This is a genomic window from Adhaeribacter sp. (genome assembly GCF_057359045.1).
The window spans coordinates 1-16,939 of sequence record NZ_JBMQUD010000032.1 but is presented as its reverse complement, the minus strand read 5'-3'; the positions used below and the strand labels follow the sequence as shown (position 1 = coordinate 16,939).

The 16,939-nt window shown below is 41.8% G+C and carries 16 protein-coding genes and 1 tRNA gene; 9 read left to right on the top strand and 8 right to left on the bottom strand.

Annotated elements, in window-relative coordinates:
- Positions 1–6: 6 nt before the first annotated feature.
- Positions 7–1,659, bottom strand: coding sequence for an ABC transporter substrate-binding protein (locus ACO1R6_RS05470; protein WP_486262873.1), 1,653 nt, complete (start codon positions 1,657–1,659; stop codon positions 7–9).
- 90 nt (positions 1,660–1,749) lie between these two features.
- Between ACO1R6_RS05470 and ACO1R6_RS05465 the strand changes: the two genes are divergently transcribed.
- From ACO1R6_RS05465 to lepB, 6 genes are read left to right on the top strand one after another with little or no spacing between them, the layout of a single operon-like run.
- Complete coding sequence (locus tag ACO1R6_RS05465; protein WP_486262872.1) at positions 1,750–2,433, top strand: metal-dependent hydrolase; 684 nt, start codon at positions 1,750–1,752, stop codon at positions 2,431–2,433.
- 20 nt (positions 2,434–2,453) lie between these two features.
- Positions 2,454–3,233 (top strand): ParA family protein, encoded by a 780-nt coding sequence (locus ACO1R6_RS05460; protein ID WP_486262871.1) that lies wholly within the window; start codon positions 2,454–2,456, stop codon positions 3,231–3,233.
- A gap of 12 nt (positions 3,234–3,245) precedes the next feature.
- Positions 3,246–4,166, top strand: coding sequence for a ParB/RepB/Spo0J family partition protein (locus tag ACO1R6_RS05455; RefSeq protein ID WP_486262870.1), 921 nt, complete (start codon positions 3,246–3,248; stop codon positions 4,164–4,166).
- Positions 4,166–4,840, top strand: a complete 675-nt coding sequence (locus tag ACO1R6_RS05450) for a DUF5683 domain-containing protein (protein ID WP_486262869.1) — start codon at positions 4,166–4,168, stop codon at positions 4,838–4,840. The genes ACO1R6_RS05455 and ACO1R6_RS05450 overlap by 1 nt, the downstream gene beginning before the upstream one ends.
- A complete protein-coding gene (dapB, locus tag ACO1R6_RS05445) occupies positions 4,812–5,531 on the top strand; it encodes a 4-hydroxy-tetrahydrodipicolinate reductase (RefSeq protein ID WP_486262867.1) in 720 nt (239 codons plus the stop codon). The genes ACO1R6_RS05450 and dapB overlap by 29 nt, the downstream gene beginning before the upstream one ends.
- A 22-nt stretch (positions 5,532–5,553) precedes the next feature.
- On the top strand, positions 5,554–6,660 hold the full coding sequence (gene lepB / locus ACO1R6_RS05440) for a signal peptidase I (RefSeq protein ID WP_486262865.1): 1,107 nt from the start codon (positions 5,554–5,556) through the stop codon (positions 6,658–6,660).
- A gap of 244 nt (positions 6,661–6,904) precedes the next feature.
- On the opposite strand, the gene ung is transcribed toward lepB, so the two are convergent.
- Positions 6,905–7,567, bottom strand: a complete 663-nt coding sequence (gene ung / locus ACO1R6_RS05435) for a uracil-DNA glycosylase (protein WP_486262863.1) — start codon at positions 7,565–7,567, stop codon at positions 6,905–6,907.
- A gap of 112 nt (positions 7,568–7,679) precedes the next feature.
- On the opposite strand from ung, the gene apaG reads away from it, so the two are divergent.
- Positions 7,680–8,066, top strand: coding sequence for a Co2+/Mg2+ efflux protein ApaG (apaG, locus tag ACO1R6_RS05430; RefSeq protein WP_486262861.1), 387 nt, complete (start codon positions 7,680–7,682; stop codon positions 8,064–8,066).
- A 10-nt stretch (positions 8,067–8,076) separates the two neighbouring features.
- Positions 8,077–8,862: an O-methyltransferase gene (locus ACO1R6_RS05425; RefSeq protein WP_486262859.1), complete on the top strand. Its 786-nt coding sequence runs from the start codon at positions 8,077–8,079 to the stop codon at positions 8,860–8,862.
- Positions 8,863–8,900: 38 nt separating this feature from the next.
- Here the strand turns inward: ACO1R6_RS05425 and kdsA are convergent, their stop codons facing one another.
- The gene (kdsA, locus tag ACO1R6_RS05420; RefSeq protein WP_486262857.1) at positions 8,901–9,713 is read right to left on the bottom strand and encodes a 3-deoxy-8-phosphooctulonate synthase; all 813 of its coding nucleotides are present in this window, start codon (positions 9,711–9,713) and stop codon (positions 8,901–8,903) included.
- Between the two features lie 261 nt (positions 9,714–9,974).
- On the opposite strand from kdsA, the gene ACO1R6_RS05415 reads away from it, so the two are divergent.
- Positions 9,975–10,916, top strand: a complete 942-nt coding sequence (locus ACO1R6_RS05415) for a hypothetical protein (RefSeq protein ID WP_486262856.1) — start codon at positions 9,975–9,977, stop codon at positions 10,914–10,916.
- A 93-nt stretch (positions 10,917–11,009) separates the two neighbouring features.
- Here ACO1R6_RS05415 and cphA read toward each other — a convergent pair whose 3' ends face one another.
- From cphA to ACO1R6_RS05390, 5 genes are all read right to left on the bottom strand, one after another.
- On the bottom strand, positions 11,010–13,637 hold the full coding sequence (cphA, locus tag ACO1R6_RS05410) for a cyanophycin synthetase (RefSeq protein WP_486262854.1): 2,628 nt from the start codon (positions 13,635–13,637) through the stop codon (positions 11,010–11,012).
- A 32-nt stretch (positions 13,638–13,669) separates the two neighbouring features.
- Positions 13,670–14,563: a cyanophycinase gene (locus tag ACO1R6_RS05405; RefSeq protein ID WP_486262853.1), complete on the bottom strand. Its 894-nt coding sequence runs from the start codon at positions 14,561–14,563 to the stop codon at positions 13,670–13,672.
- Positions 14,564–14,857: 294 nt separating this feature from the next.
- Positions 14,858–14,928: transfer RNA gene (locus tag ACO1R6_RS05400), tRNA-Cys, on the bottom strand.
- A 297-nt stretch (positions 14,929–15,225) separates the two neighbouring features.
- Positions 15,226–16,131 (bottom strand): IS982 family transposase, encoded by a 906-nt coding sequence (locus ACO1R6_RS05395; RefSeq protein WP_486262851.1) that lies wholly within the window; start codon positions 16,129–16,131, stop codon positions 15,226–15,228.
- A 244-nt stretch (positions 16,132–16,375) separates the two neighbouring features.
- Positions 16,376–16,939, bottom strand: a 564-nt coding sequence (locus ACO1R6_RS05390) for an ABC transporter permease (protein WP_486262849.1), incomplete at its 5' end; no start/stop codon positions are given.

Genomic DNA, 16,939 nt, shown 5'->3' with positions numbered 1-16,939 from the left:
CCAGTATTAAAGCTTTTGCACACTTTCCAGGCGTAAAGTATTCATGGGGTCGGCTTTTAAACCTTTAATATTCTTCTGGGTCAAAAGAATTACCTCGTCGTAAAAGAGCACAATTACCGGACATTCTTCTACTATAATTTTGTCCATTTCGCGATACAGTTGGTAACGCTTTTCAATATCCTGCTCCAGCTTGGCACTTTCGTATAATTTATCGAAGCGCGTGTTTTTGAAATGGGTTTTATTAGGCCCGTGCGGGGCAAAGTTTTTGCTGTAAAACAAAGCCAAAAAATTCTCGGCATCCGGGTAATCGCCAAACCAGGATTTCATGAAAAAACCGGCCCGGCCGTTATCCACCGATTCCTGGTGGGCAGCAGCCTGGCTAATGCTAATATCGGCTATTACCCCCACCTCCGACCATTTTTTCTGCATAAACTCGGCTATTTCTTTGTGTTCGGCTACGGTATAGAGTGTAAGGCGTAAAGGCTTTTGAGGAGAGAACCCGGCTTCTTGCAGCAACAAACGTGCTTTTACCGGATCGTAAGCATAGCCCGGTACCAATTTTTGGTTAAAAGAAGGCAAAGAAGGCGGCACCATACCCGAATGGCCCGGGATGCCAATATTGTTACGGTAATACACTACCAGTTCTTTTTTATTCAGCGCGTAATTCAGCGCCTTACGTACCCGCTTATCCAGCAGGGCCCGGTTGCCGTTACGCAAATTGGCAAAATCCAGTTGGAAACCGATGTACTCGGTATTTAAATAAGGCTTTTTCTGGAGATCAAACTTTTGCCTAAATTCCTCCTGCAATGTACCGTCTTGCTGCAGAATCAAATCTTTGGAGCTACCCCGAATACCTGATAAGAAATCGATTTTTTTTTGCTGAAAAGTCAGGAACTCCATTTTACGGTCGTTAATAAAAGAAATCTGGACCGCATCGAGATAAGGCAATTGCTTTGCGTTACTATCCTTTTTCCAATATTTTAGATTCTTGTGCAAAATAATGGCATTGCCTTCGTCCCAACTTTTAAAGATAAAGGGGCCGGTACCAACCGGGTGTTCCCGGAAGTCTTTCCCGTATTTAATTGCGGCTTCCTGGGGCACCACAAAACAATACGGCATACTTAAAATCTCCGGAAAGGCGATAAAAGGCTCCTTTAAATAAATATTTAAAACACTATCATTCTTAGCTTTAAAGCACGTATCCGAAATTATTCCTTTAGCATTTTCCAGCACCTTACCCTTAAACACCCAACTACCCGTACTGGCGGTTGCTGGGTCTAACAATCGTTTAAAACTATAAACAAAATCATTGGCTACCACAGCTCGCCCTTTACCCTCCGGAAATACCCGGCTATCGTGAAAGAAAACATCCGGCCGTAAATAAAACGTATATTTCAATCCGTCCGGCGATACTTTCCAGGCTCGGGCAATACTGGGGCTGGGTTTTAACGAGTCGTTTAGTTCTACCAAACCATTAAATATTTGCGTTGTGGCCCAAATATTGGCCTGGTTCCGGGCAAAAGCCGGGTCTAAAGAACTAAGCGCTTCGGGTTGGTTATACTTAAAAATTTTTTTCGCCGTTAGCTGATCAGATTGGTTTTGACAAGCCAATAAAATGACCCAGAATAGCGTAAAAAAAAGAAGACGTGTGGGTAACATGTGGAAAATTTGTACTTTTTATCGTGTATCTTTGCCTAAAATTACAACAGTTCTTTTAAAGTAAAACATAATTCTGAAAGCCACAAAACTATGGGAATTACTTACTTGGGCCACTCTTGCTTTTTGTTAGATTTAAACGGTACCCGAATTTTATTCGATCCTTTTATAACGTACAACGAGTTAGCCGGCAATATAGATAAAGCTTCCATTCGGGCCGATTATATTTTGCTGTCGCATGCCCACCAGGACCACATGGCCGACGCCGAATATTTTGCCAAAAAAGATGGCGCGGGGTTAGTGGCTATTTTTGAAGTTTGCGAATGGTATAAAAGTAAAGGCGTAGAAAACGTGGTGCATATGAACATTGGCGGTAAAGTAAATTTGCCGTTTGGTACCGTAAGAATGGCGTATGCCGCCCATTCGAGTGTTTTGCCCGATGGCACCTACGGTGGTAACCCGGCGGGTTATGTAATCCAGAGCAATGGTAAAACCATTTATTTTGCCGGTGATACAGCCCTTACTTACGACATGAAATTGATTGCCGAGTTGTACCCAAAAGTAGATGTGGCTTTTTTACCGGTGGGCGGTACTTTAACCATGGATGTGGATGATGCTTTAAAAGCGGCCGATTGGGTTAATACTACCCGCATTGTTGGTATGCATTACGATACCTGGCCTAATATTAAAATAGACCATACCCAAGCCCAGGAGGCTGCCCAAAAAGCCGGTAAAGAATTATTTCTGCTGGCCGTTGGCGAAAAAATGGACCTTTGATTTAGAATATTAATTATAAAATGGGAAAAATAATTGCAGTAGCTAACCAAAAGGGTGGCGTAGGCAAAACTACTTCGGCAATAAACCTGGCCGCTAGTCTGGCCGCTTTGGAATATAAAACGCTGCTGGTAGATGCCGACCCCCAGGCCAATGCTACGTCGGGTGTTGGTTTCGACCCCAAAGATATCTCCAAAAGTATTTACGAATGCATGGTTGATAATATCAAAGCCGAAGATATTATTATGCCTTCGAATATTGACTTTTTAGATCTCATTCCTTCGCACATAGATTTGGTAGGTGCCGAAGTAGAGATGATAAATCTGCCCAACCGGGAAGTTAAAATGAAAGAAGCCTTAGCGCCGGTAAAAGATCGTTACGACTTTATTATTATCGACTGCTCTCCATCGTTGGGTTTAATTACCGTAAACTCTTTGGTTGCGGCCAACTCCGTTATTATTCCGGTGCAGTGCGAATATTTTGCTCTGGAAGGATTAGGCAAGTTGCTCAATACCATTAAAATTATTCAGTCGAGGTTAAACCAAGATCTGGAAATAGAAGGCATTTTGCTTACCATGTACGATGTACGCCTGCGCCTGTCTAACCAGGTGGTGGAAGAAGTACAACTACATTTCCAGCAAATGGTTTTCGACACCATTATTCCCCGGAACGTAAAATTAAGCGAATCGCCTAGTTTTGGTATTCCGGCTATTTTGCACGATGCCGACAGTAAAGGGGCCATCAGTTACCTGAATCTGGCCCGGGAAATTGTTGAGAAAAACGGCATTCTGCAGCCACAGTAAGCATATTAGTAAATGTCTGATAATAAAAATTTGTTTAAGAAAAAAGGTGGGTTGGGCCGCGGTTTAGGCGCCCTGATAGAAGGCAGTTACGATAAAAAACCGGAGCCAACCCGGGCGGTAAACCCCAACCCAGCCAATACGATTGGCGAAATCCGGCTGGACCAAATAGAAACCAACCCGTACCAACCCCGCACCCACTTTGACCAGGACGCCCTAGAAGAACTGGCCGATTCTATCCGGACCCAGGGAATTATTCAACCGGTTACCGTGCGGCAGTTAGAAGAAGGCAAATACCAGCTTATTTCGGGCGAACGACGGTATCAGGCATCTAAACTGGCCGGTTTAGAAGTTATTCCCGCATATATACGTAAGGCCAATGATCAGCAAATGCTGGAAATGGCTTTAATTGAGAATATTCAACGCGAAAACCTCAACGCTATCGAAATTGCCCTTAGCTACCAGCGTTTGTTAAGCGAGTGTAACCTAAAACAAGAAGAGCTTGGCGACCGGGTGGGCAAAAAGCGGACTACAGTAACCAATTATTTGCGCTTGCTAAAATTACCACCCGATATACAAGTAGCTTTGCGCGACAACCAAATTAGTATGGGCCACGCCCGTGCCTTAATCAATATCGAAAATGTTGAGTTGCAGCTAGAGGTATACCGCCGCATTGTAGAACAGGAATTATCTGTAAGAAAAGTAGAAGAAATTGTTCGGAACCTAAGCGATCAGCAAAAAGGTAACAAACCTTCGGCCCGACCAGCCCAAAACGAACATACCGGGGAAATTAAGAAAGTAGAATCGCGGCTTTCAACGTATTTTGGCACCAAAATTCAGGTAAAATCAAATAAAGCCGGCAAAGGAGAAATTAAAATTCCATTTTTATCCGTTGATGATTTAAACCGGATATTGGAAATACTTAATTATACTTAATGAGAATCGGCCTGTTTAATGTTTTTTTCCTGCTGTTGCTAATTTGTACCGGTTTAAGTACTGGTTTGCAGGCCCAGGTTATCACTACCGGCCCCGATTCGGTAGAAGTAGCACCGCCACCACCTAGCCCCAAAGATACCATTCCTTTTTACCGGGTAGATTTATGGAGTAAACCAGGAAAAGCCGCCCTTATGTCGGCTATTGTACCCGGTTTAGGACAGGTTTATAATAAAAGCTATTGGAAAGTTCCGGTTATCTATGCCGGCGCCGGGGTACTGTTTTATTTTGTGAGCCAACATCAAAAAAATTATTTACACTATCGTACTGGTGTTAGAGTCCGCCAAGATACTACTACCACCGACGTCGAAGACGAGTTTACAGAAAGGCTTGCGGCCTTAAACCCGCAGGATAGAATTAATCAGTTAAAAAGAGGCCGTGATACCTACCGCAGGTGGCGCGACCAAACTATTTTACTTACTTTAGTAGCTTACACCATAAATGTAGCCGAAGCGTATGTTTACGCCCACCTGAAAGACTTTGATATCAGCGACGATCTATCAATGAAGGTAAATCCTAATTTTATTTATACGGCTTCTACCAACAGCTTTGCACCCGCCCTCACTTTAAGTATAAATTTTAAAAACAATGCGCATTCTTCTCATCGGATACGGTAAAATGGGTAAAACCATTGAACAAATACTCTTGCAAAAAGGCCATGAACTAGCCGGCATTATTGATGTTCATAACCGGGAAAACCTGCAAACCTTTAACGGACAAAACACCGACGTCGCCATAGAATTTACTCACCCCGAATCTGCCCCGCAAAACATTCGTTACTGTCTGCAGAATCAGATACCGGTGGTTTCGGGCTCTACGGGTTGGTTACAGCACCTGCCCGAAATCACGGCGATATGCAATCAAAAGCAAGGGTCTTTTTTTTATGCCTCTAATTATAGTGTAGGGGTAAATTTGTTTTTTCATTTTAATGAATATATTGCAGCCAAAATGCAGGCTTATAGTGATTTTAATGTTGAAATAAAAGAAGTACACCATACCCAGAAAGTGGATAAACCCAGTGGTACGGCTATTACTACCGCCGAAGGTTTGCTTAATAACTATTCATTAAAGACCAATTGGGTAAGTGATGCTGATCAGCCGCAGCCCCAGGAGTTAAACATAATTTCGGAACGCCTGGCCGATGTAGTGGGTTTACATACGGTAAAATATACCTCGGCCCACGATACAATTGAATTAACCCACAATGCCCACAGCCGCATTGGCTTTGCCGAAGGAGCCGTAATGGCCGCCGAATGGTTACCGGGCAAAATTGGCGTTTACGGGATGAAAGATTTGCTTAACTTGTAAGCTCCGAAGTAAAAACCTTAACATGAAGTTAAAATTCAGGAACACCAACCCAACTACCACACCTAAACCCAAAGCCCCTAAAGGCTTTTTCCGGGAGTGGGGCGATGCTATTTTATTTGCGGTAATTGCTGCTACCCTTATACGCTGGGCAACGTTTGAGGCCTACGTAATCCCTACTCCTTCTATGGAAAAATCTTTATTGGTGGGAGATTATTTGTTTGTAAGCAAACTACACTACGGCCCCCGCACACCTAAAACACCGTTGCAAGTACCGCTTACGCACCAAACTATTTGGGGTACCAGCATTCCGTCTTATTCTAAACTAATACAGCTGCCGCAATTTCGTCTGCCCGGTTTTTCTTCGGTAAAACAAGGCGATGTGGTGGTTTTTAACTTTCCGCCCGAAGAAGAACATCCCGTAGATTTGCGCACCAACTATATTAAACGTTGTATTGCCATAGCCGGAGATACGCTGGTTATAAAGAATAAAGAAATTTATGTAAATGGAGCTCTCCAAAAAGATCCGGAGCAAACCCAGTACCGGTATTTTTTACAAACCGGCAAAGCATTGAACGAACAGTTTTTTCGGGACCATAACATAACTGAACCTACTTTGGTACAAAACGGTTATATTGTAGATACCACTCCTGAGACGGCTAAAGAATTAGGCAAAAATGAGACAATTAAAGCCGTAGAAGAATACGATAAAATTCCGGCAGGCGTAGCAGATCCCAGTGTTTACCCGTTTAAGCCATCGGTATACAAATGGAATAAAGATAACTACGGACCAATTTGGATACCTAAAAAAGGTGCCACCATTACGTTAGATTCATTAACCATTCCGCTTTACGAAACCGTTATCAGGCGTTACGAGAGTAATAAAAACGTGGTAGTAGAGGATAACCGCATAACCATAGACGGTAAATCCCAAACCCAATACACCTTCAAACAAAATTATTATTTCATGATGGGCGATAACCGGCACAACTCCCTCGATTCGCGGTTCTGGGGTTTTGTACCCGAAGACCATGTGGTAGGTAAAGCCGTATTAATCTGGATGTCGTCGGACCCTTATGGTGGCGTAAGTGGTAAAATCCGTTGGAACCGGATATTTAAACTAATAAACTAGATAATCTATAACTTTCATAAGCGCTAAAAAGAGAAGCACCAAAGTGATTTGGTGCTTCTCTTTTTAGCGTTGAACCTGGCTGAATATTGTTATTTCTAAAGATTTTTACTTCTCTAAATATTATTCAAGAGGCAAGTTTCTCCTCCACTTCTTATCATTGCCGGAAAGCAGACCTTAGATTAAAATCCATCTAAGAGTTAATAATGATAATTGAACCAACAAAAATTACGAGTATAACAGCTATTTACCACGCAATCTCGGTTTGGCCTTGCGCTTTTAGGTAATCATTGGTCTTGCTAAAATGCTGGCAACCAAAAAAGCCTTTGTCGGCGGCAAACGGCGACGGGTGGGCAGCAGTTAGTACGTGGTGCTTCTGCGCATCAATTATGGCACCTTTCTTTTGGGCAAAGGCTCCCCAAAGCAAAAAAACCAAACCTTCTTTCTGGTCAGATAAAACTTGTATAACAGCATCGGTAAATTCTTCCCAGCCTTTCTTTTGGTGAGAACCCGGTGAGTTGGCCCGCACGGTTAAGGTAGCATTCAAAAGCAATACGCCTTGTACGGCCCAACGTTCCAGGTTGCCCGAGCGCGGAATTTCTTTGCCTACATCTTCTTTAATTTCTTTAAAAATATTGCGCAGAGATGGTGGAGGTGTAACACCATCCGGAACAGAAAAAGACAAACCGTGCGCCTGCCCGGCACCATGGTAGGGATCCTGACCAATTAAAACTACTTTAACCTGGTCGAAAGGTGTTTTAGTGAAGGCATTAAAAATAAGATTACCCGGCGGAAACACCTGTTGGGTGGCATATTCTTCTTTTACAAAAGAAATTAATTTTTTAAAATATTCCTTTTCAAACTCCTGATTTAAAACGCGGTTCCAGCTTTCTTCTATTTTAACAGCCATAAAAATGATTAAATTAGCGAAACAAATTAAAGTTTTTTTAACGTAAATGCTTGGTATACCAAAACTATTAATTAAAATTGGTTGTTTATTTAACAAACCTGCAACACCCATTATGGATACAACCACCACACAGGGCGTAAAAGTAACGGTAACTACCAACTACCTCCCCGACTATTCCAGTCCGGGTCAGCAGCATTTTGTTTTTGCGTACAAGATAAATATTCAGAATAACAGTGAATTTACGGTAAAGTTATTACGCCGGCATTGGTTTATCCATGATACAAATGGCATTGTACGCGAAGTTGAAGGCGAAGGTGTAGTTGGGCAGCAACCCGTTTTAGAACCCGGCGAATCGCACGAGTATGTTTCCGGATGTAATTTAAAAACCGGCATTGGCAAAATGCGAGGCACCTATTTAATGGAACGCCTGGTAGATGGCCGGCAATTTAATGTTCTTATTCCTGAATTTGTACTGATTGTGCCTTACAAGCTAAACTAAAAACATCCGATTGCACCTGCTTCGTCTGGCCTATAAATTTTTACTTTATCGGCTCAAATCTTTCCGGCTCCACGGGGTACATTCTCCTTTTGTTTTTGAATTGTACCAGAACGTTATTCTGCATTCCGGGCAATTTACTGCCTACTCTATTCTGGAAGAGTTTAGGCAAAGACTTTTGCATACTAAAAAAATTATTCAGGTAACCGATTTTGGCGCGGGCTCTAAAAAGCAACATTCTTCGGCAAGGGAGATAAATCAAATCACTAAAATATCAGCCAAACCGCCCAGGTATGCGCAATTGCTTTTTCGGTTGGTGAATTTCAGGCAACCTGCTATTACTTTAGAGCTAGGCACTTCTTTGGGGGTTTCAACGGCTTATCTGGCTATGGCATGTCAGCGAAGTAAAGTCTTTACTTTAGAAGGCTGCCCTAATATTGCTGATGAGGCCCAGAATAATTTCCGGAACCTCAAACTCAGCAATATTCAGGTAATTACCGGCAACATAGACCAAACCTTAACCCATACTATTGCCGCTTTGCCCCAGCTAGATCTCGTTTTTTTTGACGGTAACCACCGCTATGAACCAACTATGCGGTATTTTAATACTTGCCTGACCAAACATACGGCTAACAGCATTTTTGTTTTTGACGATATTTATTGGTCAGCCGAAATGGAAAAGGCCTGGCAGGAAATAATTAAACACCCGGCAGTTACCCTCTCCATCGACCTCTTCCAATTTGGTTTAATTTTTTTCCGGCCGCATCAACCCAAGCAGCATTTTACTTTGTGGTATTAATACAAGCCGTATTGATTAACCTGCATCATGAATATTTATTAGTTTGTAATAGCTTGCCGAATACGTAACAGTTTTTCTAATAAACCTTCTAGCTGGTCTAAGGGTAACATGTTTGCAGCATCGGATTTAGCCTGACTGGGCATGGGATGCGTTTCAATAAAAATACCGTCGGCACCTACCGCAATAGCGGCTTTGGCAATGGTTTCGATAAGCGCTGGTTTACCACCGGTTACGCCAGAAGACTGGTTTGGCCGCTGCAAAGAATGGGTTACATCCATAACCACCGGCACGCCAAAAGCTTTCATATCTACAATATTGCGGTAATCAACCACTAAATCGGAGTAGCCAAACGTATTACCGCGGTCCGTTAAAATCACGTTGTCGTTGCCCGAGCCTTTTATTTTATCTACCGCAAAGCCCATGGCCTCGCCTGATAAGAATTGACCTTTTTTAACACTAACTGTTTTGCCAGTTTTGGCGGCAGAAATTAATAAATCGGTTTGGCGGCACAAAAAAGCCGGAATTTGCAGCACATCAACATACGCGGCTGCCATAGCGGCTTCGTGGGCTTCGTGAATATCGGTTATGGTTGGTACATCAAATTCGGTATTAACCTTCTGCAAAATTTTTAAGGCTTTTTCGTCGCCGATGCCGGTAAAAGAATCTAACCGGGACCGGTTGGCTTTGCGGTAAGAACCTTTGAAAATATAGGGTATTTGCAATCGGTCGGTAATTTTCTTTATTTTTTCGGCAATTGACAAAGCCATGGCCTCGTCTTCGATGGCACAAGGACCGGCCATTAAAAAAAAATTATTCGTATGGGTATGGGTTAATTTTGGAATTGACAGCATATATATATTAAATCTGAATGGGTTTCGTTAATATTTTAATTTTAGTTTAATGTGAGTTTACCTTAATGACAATAATTTATTTTATAATTGCGACTTAGATTAAATAAAATTTAAGATTTTTGTCGCGGTAAATTTATTTCTTTATTTAACTACTTGCATCTTTACTTGTCGGATAAATAATTTTGGCAAATAGGACGGTTCTAATATTTTTGTACTTTCTATATATTTACTTACTTTAGAAACTTAACTAACTTAAACAATATGGCAGAAAATAATTCTGAAAGAGACAATAATCGTAAATTATTGGTAATAGGTTTAATTATTGTCTTGCTTAGTATTAACGGAATTCTGTTTTACATGCAGCACCAAAAAACCCAGAAAGTAGAAGAGCAAGCAGAAGTTATCCGGGTAAAAAACAGCGAGCTGGAAAATCAGATTAAAATTTATGAAGCTTTAAAAACCGATTTTGAGCGCCAAAGCGAAGAGCTACAGACTATGGGGGTAGCCAACGACTCCTTAGAAGCTAAAATTGCGCAAATCAATGCGGACTTAATTAAACTGCAATCTTTTAGAAAGACCAGCTTTTCCCTGGCCGACCAACGCCGTTACCGCGAAAGAGCCTCTAACCTGGAAAGCCAGCTGAAGAAAAAAGATATTGAAATAGCTAAACTGAAAGATGATAATAAAGTGCTCTTTGGTGAAAACACCAATCTTAAAACGGCACAAAATAAGTTAACCGATACTATTAGTACTTTAAAAACGAATAACCAGGATTTAAGCCAGAAAGTAGCGCTTGCCTCCCGGTTAGAAGCCCAGAATATTAGCGTTAATATTATTAATAACCGGGGTAAAGAAAAAGAAGACAGCGACGAAGAGTACAAAGCCAAACAAGTAGATAAAATTAAAATTTCTTTTTCTATGGGTAATAATGAGGTGGCTGAAAAAGGAACAAAAGAAATTTTAATGCGCCTGATTGAACCAGATGGCGCTGCCCTGTATAACCTTTCTACCGGCTCGGGTACTTTTATGCTCAACGGCGAAGAAACCTTCTTTACAGCCAAAAGAGACATTGTTTTTGATAACACCAAGCAAGCCGTAACTTTTGTTTACGCCAAAGGTGCCGAATACAAAAGAGGTTTACATACGGTAGAACTTTACGCCGATGGATTCCTGATTGGTAAGACCACTTTTACGTTAAAGTAAACCGATTTACTTTACTTGCATGTAAGTAGAGTATCATATAAAAAAGAAGGCCGGGTAAATCCGGCCTTCTTTTTTATATGATACTTCAGTATTCTAATCTACTAATTCGCGGCGGTCCTGAATTACCCTAAAATTTTCTACCATTTTAATAGCTTCGGTAACATCTTCCGAAAAAATTGTAATCAATGCTCCACGGGTGGCATTCTCTAGCGCATGTGCAATGGCCCGCATTTCTTCCGGAATAAAAGTTACTTTTTTCGGCGGTTCTACCTGACTAATTCCTTCCTGCAATATTTCCAAAATATGCTCGGGCGAAGCACCTCGTAAATCTTTATCTTGCCGGATTATTATTTCATCAAATATTTCTGCGGCCATTCTACCTAGTTCCCGGGTATCTTCATCGCGGCGGTCTCCTACTCCGGCAATTATACCTACCCGCCGCGTTGCCTCAGCGGTAGCTACAAACTCACCAATTGCTTTTAATCCGGCCGGATTATGGGCATAATCAACCAGAACCTCAAAAGTTGGGAAACGGAAAAGATTCATACGACCCGGCGTTTTAGAAGCAGATGGCACAAAGGTGCGTAAAGAGTTTTTAATGTCTTCTACCGGAATCCGCGATACATAAGCCGCCAGTGTAGCTGCCAATACATTTTCTATATTAAAGCGGGCCCTTCCGCCAAAAGTAAGCGGAATATCGGCAACTCGATCTACTCTGATTTTATAACTGTTTTTATAAATCGAGATAAATCCATTCTCCAGCACCGCGGCTAAGCCGCCTCTGCTAATGTGTTTTAAAATGCGCGGGTTATTTTCGTCGAGGCTAAAGAAGGCTACTTTGCAATCCAGTTCTTTGGCCATTTTGTAAACCAAATCGTCGTCGGCATTTAAAACCGCGTAACCATCGGGCTTTACTGTTTTAGGAATTACGGCTTTTACCCGAGCCATGTCTTCTAAGGTATTTATATCACGTAAACCTAAATGATCGGCCGCTACATTGGTTACAATGCCTACGTCGCATTGTTCAAAGCCCAGCCCGGACCGCAGCATACCGCCCCGGGCACATTCCAGCACCGCAAAATTTACCGTTGGGTCTTTTAACACAAAGGCCGTACTTTTAGCACCGGTCGTATCGCCTTTCTCCAGCATTTTATCTTGTATATAAATACCGTCGGTGGTAGTAAAACCTACCTGGTACCCGTTAGATTTAATAATATGAGCCGTTAAACGGGTAGTGGTGGTTTTACCATTGGTACCGGTAATCGCAATTATAGGAATGCTGGAGGGGCAACCGTGCGGAAATAACATGTTAATTACAGGTTCAGCTACGTTGCGGGGTAAACCTTCGGTAGGCGCAATATGCATCCGGAAGCCTGGCGCTGCGTTTACTTCCAGTACGGCACCCCGGCCTTCGTTTAACGGAATGGCAATATCGGTTGTCATAACATCAATACCGCAAATATCTAAGCCTATAATACCGGCTATTCTTTCGGCCATCAGTACGTTATACGGGTCAATAATATCGGTTACATCGGTTGCGGTACCACCCGTACTTATATTAGCAGTACTTTTTAAGTATAATATTTCGCCAGGTTTAAGAACTGATTTTATAGTGAGCCCTTTGTCTTTTAAAATGGCTTTGGTAAACTTATCTACTTTAATTTGGGTTAATTCTTTTTCGTGCCCAACTCCCCGCCGCGGATCTTTATTTACTTTCTCAATTAATTGCTGAATACTGGATTCGCCGTCGCCGGTTACCATGGCGGGGGTACGCTTGGCAGCAGCCACAAACTTGCGGTTAATTACCAGCAACCTAAAATCAAAACCTTCTATAAACTGCTCTACAATTACTCCGGCCGAATATTTAGATGCTTCTACAAAACCTTTTTGGGCATCTTTCCAGTTCTTTATGTTTATACTGGCCCCTTTGCCGTGGTTCCCATCTAAAGGTTTAGTTACCAACGGATACCCTAACGCTTGCGTAGCGGCTTTAAGTTCTTCTATAGAATACACGGTAGTACCCTTGGGAACCGGCACCCCTGCTTCGGCCAGCATTTCTTTTGTGGCATTTTTATCGCCGGCGAGTTCAACGGCAAAAGTAGCAGTCCGGCACGTCATGGTAGCTTGAATCCGCTTCTGGTGCACACCATAACCTAGCTGAATTAACGAATTGCGGTTTAAACGAATATAGGGAATACCTCTACTTACCGCTTCGGCTACAATTGAGTATGTGCTGGGGCCAATATGTTCATCTTCCCGGATTTGGTGCAACCGGTCTACATCTCGTTTTAAATTATATCGGGCATCTTTTACTAGCGCTTCTGTAATCTTTACCGCCGCATAAGCCGCGTATTCGCCGGCCCGTTCTTCTGAGTAGGAAAAAATAACATTATCTATGCCTTCTCTTGAACTAGGAATGGTACGGCCAAATCCACAATCCATACCCGACAGGTTTTGTAGCTCTAAGGCAATGTGCTCTACTACCTGGCTTAATTTAGCTCCGCGTCTTACAATTTTAAAGAAGCCTCCTTCTGTTCCTTCTGCCGAGCGATGCGCCTGCATTCCTGGAAACATTTTCTTCAGCCGCATGAAGAAGCCAGGAATTTCGTTGGTGTAAATATCTTTATACTGCTGTAGGTCTAGTTCAGCCACAATAATTTTGGGGTGCTCCACCGACCAATAATTTGGTCCGCGCATAATGCGCAAGTCAACAATTTCCATGGGGATAATTTTGAACTTTTAAACTTTATCTACTAATAAGAATGAAGTTGATTAAAATCGGGAATTAAAAATGTATCCCCTTTACCTAAAAGATCGACTTTTAAATTTCTTAATGTAACGGGATCGCCATTGTCGACTTCATGGATGTTAGTAGCTGTACAACCGCGAGCATCCATAACCACAATTAAGCCGCTCCCAATTACTTCGGCTTCTCTACCAGCTTTTACCACAATCCCGGTATCTTCTTCTAACCCTATTCCAATACATCCCGGATTTGAGGCCAAACGGTGCGCCATTCTAATCATACGGCCACGAGAGATAAAATGGGTATCAATGGCTACATTTTTTAAAAATTCTAAACCGGTAGTAGAGCGTACATCGCCTTTAAACATGCCATTATCTTTTTGGCCTTCGTATATCATACCCGTCGACATAGCGGCAGCACCGGCACTGGTACCAGCAATTACAATTGCATCTTTTATAAAACGCTGCTTTAGCACAAATAATAATTCGGTTCCTCCTAATATGGCGGTTAATTTTAATTGGTCGCCACCCGTAAACAGTATTCCATCAGCCTCTTTTATTAATTCTATAATCTCAGGCTTAGCAGCATCCTCTCTGGTCCGTATATCTGCTATTTTAATATTTTTAATTTTTAGCTTAGAAAAAACCTTTACATAATCCTTCGCAACTTCATCTGGTTCCGATGATGCTGTTGGAATAATAAGGACCAGTGGATTTTCTCTTTTTAATTCTTCGGTAAAGCGCGTTAAAATATCCAACTCAATAAAATTCCCATTTCCCTCGTGCACATGATTTCCGCTCTCGCCTTTGTCTTCTTTTCCGCCGATGGCAATAATTATACCCTTGGGCGTTATGCTTTCATTAATGGTACGCTGTTCTACTTTACTTGTCTTCTCACCCATATTTATTTTTAAGTTTATAATAAATTAATAAACCTCAGTCCTATTCTATTTTGCAACAGATAAGCCAACTTGTGATTCAACAGAATTAAAAATTATTCTTAAAATGAGGTAAGAAGCATACGTATGCTCAAATAAAAAGATGAAGCTTTTGGGGCATTAAACAGACCTATTGAAATAAATCGGTCTTTATTCGGGAAATGGTAAGTAGAAGATGAAGAAAGTACGGCAACTACTTAGAATACATACAAAACAGAAACAAAAAACCCTGCTGTTTAAGAGCAGGGTTCTATTATGAGGTAGCGAGCGGATTCGAACCGCTGTACGAGGTTTTGCAGACCTCTGCCTAGCCACTCGGCCTCGCTACCGGTTTGGGAGTGCAAACATAACTATTTTTTAATACCTTCCAAAAGGTTACTGAATATTTATTCAGAAAATAAATTAATATTTCAGCAGAAGCAGTGAGTATTACTAATAAATAATTGACTCTCAAATTAATATAATACTTGTTTTCTAAATTTTAATTTGGCAAACAATTGAATAAAATTATTAATCATAGGTTAAGTTTTACTAAAACTATCTTCCAAAAATAAGCTAAAGAAGCAACCAACCACATTGCTGTACCCTGAATAAGGTAATATACTAAACTAACGTGAACTCGGGAATTAAGCTAGTAATCTAGCGGGATTAAAAGATGCTTTCTGATGTTCTAAGAAAGAGTAAGCAGTCAATCCGAAGATGATTTGCACCAATGCGTTAACTGGATTGCGGTGGCGGGTATGGTCAATATCACAGACAGTCATGAGAATATCATTAACCGCTTCAATAGTACCTCTTTGGCGTAAGTTTATCTTATCAGCAAAGCTTAGGAGCATGTTTTTCATGTTACGTCCGACTTTAGCTACCAAATGAAGTCCTTGCTCAAGCAACTCTTCGAGTAAAGCCGAAAGGTAACCTTTATCGCCATAGCACTTACCCTGCAAACCAGCCAATAGCCGGCTTAGTACCTGTTTGTTGTTATCGGCTACATTAGCTGGCGTGATGAGAAAGCGTAATAACTCACCATATTGATTGGTCACCAGGTGTAGTTTCAGGCCATAGAACCAACCCGTGGAGGACTTGCCTCTGGCGGCCACCTGCTCAAAGACCTTATGGGAGTGGATACGTCGGTTATCACAAACGGGCAGTTTCTTGGAGTCAATGTAGTAATGACCGCTCCAGATAGATAAACGGCAACGGTAATGAGCCAACAGAAAAGCATGCAGGTAAGCCTGGCGAGCCAAAGATAAGAATTGCGGATAAGAGCAGGCTTGGGGAAAGTAGCTCCGCAACTCCCCTAACACCAGCCGCTGGTAGAAGTACAGGAAGCATTTAAAGCCTGACAGGTGGTAAAGCACCAGGATAGTGAGGACTTCACTCTCACTCAACCTGGGCTTACGACCGGCACAAGAACGTGGTGCTAGGCCGGCAGGGAGCGGATGGGTAGCTAAATAATGGCTGACTTGAAGACAAAAATCATCGATAAAGCAGAACACTTCTACTACTTTTCTAGTATCTATCACAAAATACATCAGGCTAAAACTTTAGGTGAAACATCGGACAATATTTCTACCTTGGCTTTAGCCTGTATGTTTTATTATACCCGCTCTCTTTTTTGATTTAATTCTCGAGTTCACGTTAGTTTAGAGAACTCGGGGCGCGGTTCAATCATTCCACCGGCGCAAGCTACGGATGTTACCATAACAGAAAGTTTAAAAGTATTCATGGTCAGCAGCTCCTCAGCTATCAGAATAATTCCAAAAAGGAGATAGTGACTTAGACCTTTAACCTAACTGCTGGGTTAAGCCTAACTGCCCTAGCAATTTGCAGACAGACAGTAAAAACAACTATAACGATTGAGATAATCAGGGCAATCGCAAAAGGAGTAAAAGAAATATGTACCCGATAAGCAAAAGTTTCTAGCCATTTATTTGCGATCATAAATGAGATGGGCCACGCGATCAAATTTGCAATTAAAACGATCATGAAGTATGGCCTGCTTAAAATTACCGTTAGTTGCTCGCCACTTGCCCCAAATACTTTTCTGATTGCAACCTCTTTCATACGCAGACGAATAGCATAAGCCGCCGAAGAAAATAAGCCGAGGGCAGCTATAAAAACGGCCAACCCTGAAAACAAGACAAGCACCGTTCGCAACTGCTCCTGCTTTACAAAAAGCTGTCCGTATAATTCATCGAGGAAATGATAGTTGAAATTATCCCCGTCAAGTTTATTGATATCGCTCCATTGACGGCCTAATGTTTTCAACATACCCGGTATGGCATTCCCTTCAGCACTTATCATAATTTGTGTTTTTAATAGTCCGCAATGATCATTCAT

Coding starts and splice junctions, on each gene's coding strand:
- ACO1R6_RS05465 (WP_486262872.1), top strand. CDS start 1,750: ATGGGAATTACTTACTTGGGCCACTCTTGCTTTTTGTTAGATTTAAAC.
- apaG (WP_486262861.1), top strand. CDS start 7,680: ATGGATACAACCACCACACAGGGCGTAAAAGTAACGGTAACTACCAAC.
- ACO1R6_RS05470 (WP_486262873.1), bottom strand. CDS start 1,659: ATGTTACCCACACGTCTTCTTTTTTTTACGCTATTCTGGGTCATTTTA.
- ACO1R6_RS05395 (WP_486262851.1), bottom strand. CDS start 16,131: ATGTATTTTGTGATAGATACTAGAAAAGTAGTAGAAGTGTTCTGCTTT.
- ACO1R6_RS05415 (WP_486262856.1), top strand. CDS start 9,975: ATGGCAGAAAATAATTCTGAAAGAGACAATAATCGTAAATTATTGGTA.
- ACO1R6_RS05460 (WP_486262871.1), top strand. CDS start 2,454: ATGGGAAAAATAATTGCAGTAGCTAACCAAAAGGGTGGCGTAGGCAAA.
- ACO1R6_RS05405 (WP_486262853.1), bottom strand. CDS start 14,563: ATGGGTGAGAAGACAAGTAAAGTAGAACAGCGTACCATTAATGAAAGC.
- ACO1R6_RS05450 (WP_486262869.1), top strand. CDS start 4,166: ATGAGAATCGGCCTGTTTAATGTTTTTTTCCTGCTGTTGCTAATTTGT.
- ung (WP_486262863.1), bottom strand. CDS start 7,567: ATGGCTGTTAAAATAGAAGAAAGCTGGAACCGCGTTTTAAATCAGGAG.
- ACO1R6_RS05455 (WP_486262870.1), top strand. CDS start 3,246: ATGTCTGATAATAAAAATTTGTTTAAGAAAAAAGGTGGGTTGGGCCGC.
- dapB (WP_486262867.1), top strand. CDS start 4,812: ATGCGCATTCTTCTCATCGGATACGGTAAAATGGGTAAAACCATTGAA.
- lepB (WP_486262865.1), top strand. CDS start 5,554: ATGAAGTTAAAATTCAGGAACACCAACCCAACTACCACACCTAAACCC.
- kdsA (WP_486262857.1), bottom strand. CDS start 9,713: ATGCTGTCAATTCCAAAATTAACCCATACCCATACGAATAATTTTTTT.
- cphA (WP_486262854.1), bottom strand. CDS start 13,637: ATGGAAATTGTTGACTTGCGCATTATGCGCGGACCAAATTATTGGTCG.